Source organism: Actinomyces sp. ICM58 (assembly GCF_000283035.1).
Taxonomy (GTDB): Bacteria; Actinomycetota; Actinomycetes; order Actinomycetales; family Actinomycetaceae; genus Pauljensenia.
Map to the genome: position 1 here is coordinate 1 of NZ_ALIY01000206.1, position 3,891 is coordinate 3,891.

The 3,891-nt window shown below is 55.8% G+C and carries 3 rRNA genes; all 3 read left to right on the plus strand.

The window, feature by feature from the left end:
- Positions 1-73, plus strand: a 16S ribosomal RNA gene (locus HMPREF1138_RS09235); the annotation flags it as partial.
- 334 nt (positions 74-407) lie between these two features.
- Positions 408-3,532 (plus strand): 23S ribosomal RNA (locus HMPREF1138_RS09240).
- 124 nt (positions 3,533-3,656) lie between these two features.
- Positions 3,657-3,773: ribosomal RNA gene (rrf, locus tag HMPREF1138_RS09245) — 5S ribosomal RNA — on the plus strand.
- Positions 3,774-3,891 lie beyond the last annotated feature (118 nt).

Here is a 3,891-nt window from a genome sequence, read left to right on the forward strand (position 1 = left end):
GGTGGGATTGGCGATTGGGACGAAGTCGTAACAAGGTAGCCGTACCGGAAGGTGCGGCTGGATCACCTCCTTTCTAGGGAGCCCAGTTTTGTGGGGAACTGCTAGTGTGTCTGCCTGTTGTGGTGGGTGTGCTGGTTGTTTTCTTGTGCTCGCATGTGTTTACTGCCCCGACAGTGGGGTGGTGGGTGTGGGTGCGTGTTTTGGGTTGGGTTTAAACGTTTTAACGGATGAGCACACTGTCGGGTTCACGTTCAACACCGTGTGAGCGTCTACTGCCCTGGTGGGTGGTGGTTGCCTGCGCAGCCGGCCGGCGAATGTTGTTTGTTGGTGTGGGTTGTGTGTGGTGGGTTGTTTGTGATTTGTATAGTGGTTGCGAGCATATTTGTTCTGTACTGTTTTTTGTGTTTTGTTTAGTTTTGTTGGGCATTCGGTGGATGCCTTGGCATCAAGAGCTGATGAAGGACGTTGCGGCCTGCGATATGCCTCGGGGAGCTGGCGAGCGAGCGTTATTATCCGAGGGTGTCCGAATGGGGGAACCTAACCTGGGTTGTGCTGGGTTACCATCATCTGAACGTGTATAGGGTGGTGGGGGGAACGCGGGGAAGTGAAACATCTCAGTACCCGTAGGAGAAGATATTCCGTGAGTAGTGGCGAGCGAAAGCGGAGGAGGCTAAACCAGATGCGTGCCAGAGGCGGCGGCCGTTGCGTGTTTGGTGTTGTGGGGCCATGTTGGATCCTTCTGCCGGGGGGTCGCACCGTGTGTTGTTGGGAGTTGAACAGTCTGGGATGGCTGACCGTAGAGCGTGATAGTCGTGTAGGTGGACCGGTGGCGTGTGGTGTGGATGTGGTGCCCGAGTAGTGCGGGACTCGTGAAATCTCGTGTGAATCTGCCAAGACCACTTGGTAAGCCTAAATACTACTTGATGACCGATAGTGCATAGTACCGTGAGGGAATGGTGAAAAGTACCCCGGGAGGGGAGTGAAATAGTACCTGAAACCGTGTGCCTGTAAGCCGTCAGAGCCTTGTGGGGTGATGGCGTGCCTTTTGAAGAATGAGCCTGCGAGTTAGTGATACGTGGCGTGCTTAACCCGTGTGGGGTATGCGTAGCGAAAGCGAGTCTGAAATATGGCGTTTGTCGCGTGTTCTAGACCCGAAGCGGGGTGATCTACCCATGGTCAGGTTGAAGCAGAGGTAAGACTGTGTGGAGGACCGAACCCACCAGGGTTGAAAACCTGGGGGATGAACTGTGGGTAGGGGTGAAAGGCCAATCAAACTCCGTGATAGCTGGTTCTCCCCGAAATGCATTTAGGTGCAGCGTCGCGTGGTCCCTGGTGGAGGTAGAGCTACTGGATGGCCGATGGGCCCTGTGGGTTACTGACGTCAGCCAAACTCCGAATGCCATTAGGTGTAGCGTGGCAGTGAGACTGCGGGGGATAAGCTTCGTAGTCGAGAGGGAAACAGCCCAGATCATCAGCTAAGGCCCCTAAGCGTGCGCTAAGTGGGAAAGGATGTGGAGTCGCGGTGACAACCAGGAGGTTGGCTTAGAAGCAGCCATCCTTGAAAGAGTGCGTAATAGCTCACTGGTCAAGTGGTTCTGCGCCGACAATGTAGCGGGGCTCAAGCGTACCGCCGAAGCTGTGGCAGCAACACGCGTGCTGGCGCCAGGAACTGGTTGTTGGTGTGTTGTTGGGTAGGGGAGCGTCCTGCATGAGGTGAAGCCTGGAGGTAACTTCTGGTGGATTGTGTGGGAGTGAGAATGCAGGCATGAGTAACGAATCTGCGGTGAGAATCCGCAGCGCCGATTGACTAAGGGTTCCAGGGCTAGGTTTATCCGCCCTGGGTTAGTCGGGTCCTAAGGCGAGGCCGACAGGCGTAGTCGATGGACAACCAGTTGATATTCTGGTACCGCGTTGTGACCGTCCATGCTGAAGTCATTGTGCTAACCAATTTGCTCACGCCGCCACGTAACCTTCGGGTTTGTTGGTGTGTGTGGGTCTTGGGGTCCCGGTGATTGTAGGCAAGCGTGTTAACAGGGGTGACGCAGACAGGTAGCTGCAGTGCGCCGATGGTTGTGCGTATTTAAGGTTGTGGCCCGTCCCTCAGGTAAATCCGGGGGGCATTCAGGGTGAGAACTGATGAGGGTGACACGATAGTGTTGTCTTGTGGTGATCCTATGCTGCCGAGAAAAGCCTCGACGTGAGGGCATGACGCGCCCGTACCCTAAACCGACTCAGGTGGTCAGGTAGAGTATACCGAGGCGTTCGAGTGAATCGTGGTTAAGGAACTCGGCAAAATTCCTCCGTAACTTCGGGATAAGGAGGACCCCGTGACTTCCCCGCGCCTAGCGCGCTGGTGGGGTTGTGGGGTCGCAGAGAATAGGGAGAAGCGACTGTTTATCAAAAACACAGGTGCGTGCGAAGCCGTAAGGCGATGTATACGCACTGACGCCTGCCCGGTGCTGGAAGGTTAAGAGGAACTGTTAACACTCCTTTGTGGGTGTGAAGCGGTGAATTTAAGCCCCAGTAAACGGCGGTGGTAACTATAACCATCCTAAGGTAGCGAAATTCCTTGTCGGGTAAGTTCCGACCTGCACGAATGGCGTAACGACTTCTCCGCTGTCTCAACCGCGAACTCGGTGAAATTGCAGTACGAGTAAAGATGCTCGTTTCGCGCAGAAGGACGGAAAGACCCCGGGACCTTTACTATAGCTTGGTATTGGTGTTCGCTTGGACTTGTGTAGGATAGGTGGGAGACTGTGAAGCTGCCGCGCCAGCGGTGGTGGAGTCGTCGTTGAAATACCATTCTGGTTCAAGCGGTCACCTCAACCTTGGCCCGTGATCCGGGTTGGGGACAGTGCCTGGTGGGTAGTTTAACTGGGGCGGTTGCCTCCTAAAATGTAACGGAGGCGCTCAAAGGTTCCCTCAGCCTGGTTGGTAATCAGGTGGCGAGTGCAAGTGTACAAGGGAGCTTGACTGTGAGACCGACGGGTCGAGCAGGTGCGAAAGCAGGAACTAGTGATCCGGCCATGGCACGTGGGTGCGTGGTCGCTCAACGGATAAAAGGTACCCCGGGGATAACAGGCTGATCTTGCCCAAGAGTCCATATCGACGGCATGGTTTGGCACCTCGATGTCGGCTCGTCGCATCCTGGGGCTGGAGTTGGTCCCAAGGGTTGGGCTGTTCGCCCATTAAAGCGGTACGCGAGCTGGGTTCAGAACGTCGTGAGACAGTTCGGTCCCTATCCTCTGTGCGCGTAGGAAATTTGAGAAGGGCCGTCCCTAGTACGAGAGGACCGGGATGGACGAACCTCTGGTGTGCCAGTTGTACCGCCAGGTGCATGGCTGGTTGGCTACGTTCGGAAGGGATAACCGCTGAAAGCATCTAAGCGGGAAGCCTGCTTCAAGATGAGGTTTCCACGCCCCCACTGTGGGGTGAGAGGCCCCCGCCAGACTAGCGGGTTGATAGGCCAGAGGTGGAAGCACCGCGAGGTGCTCGTGAGCCGACTGGTACTAATGGGCCAACACTAAACAAACACCCACACAAAACGCGGGTGAAACAAAAACATGAGTGCACACACTGCCGCAACCACTATACAAATCACGATCAACCCACACCCCCCCAACACACGGCGGGGGGATGGTGTTGAACACCAGTCTTGTGGTGGTCATAGCACCGGGGAAACGCCCAGCAACATTCCGAACCTGGAAGCTAAGCCCGGCAGCGCCAATGGTACTGCAACCGACAGGTTGTGGGAGAGTAGGACACCGCCACAACACACTTCAGGCAAGCGGCCAGGAACCCAACGGTTCCTGGCCGCTCCGCTATCCCACACAGCAAAAACCACCCCTAGCGACCGACACACACAAAACCACACCCAGCAAACACACCAGC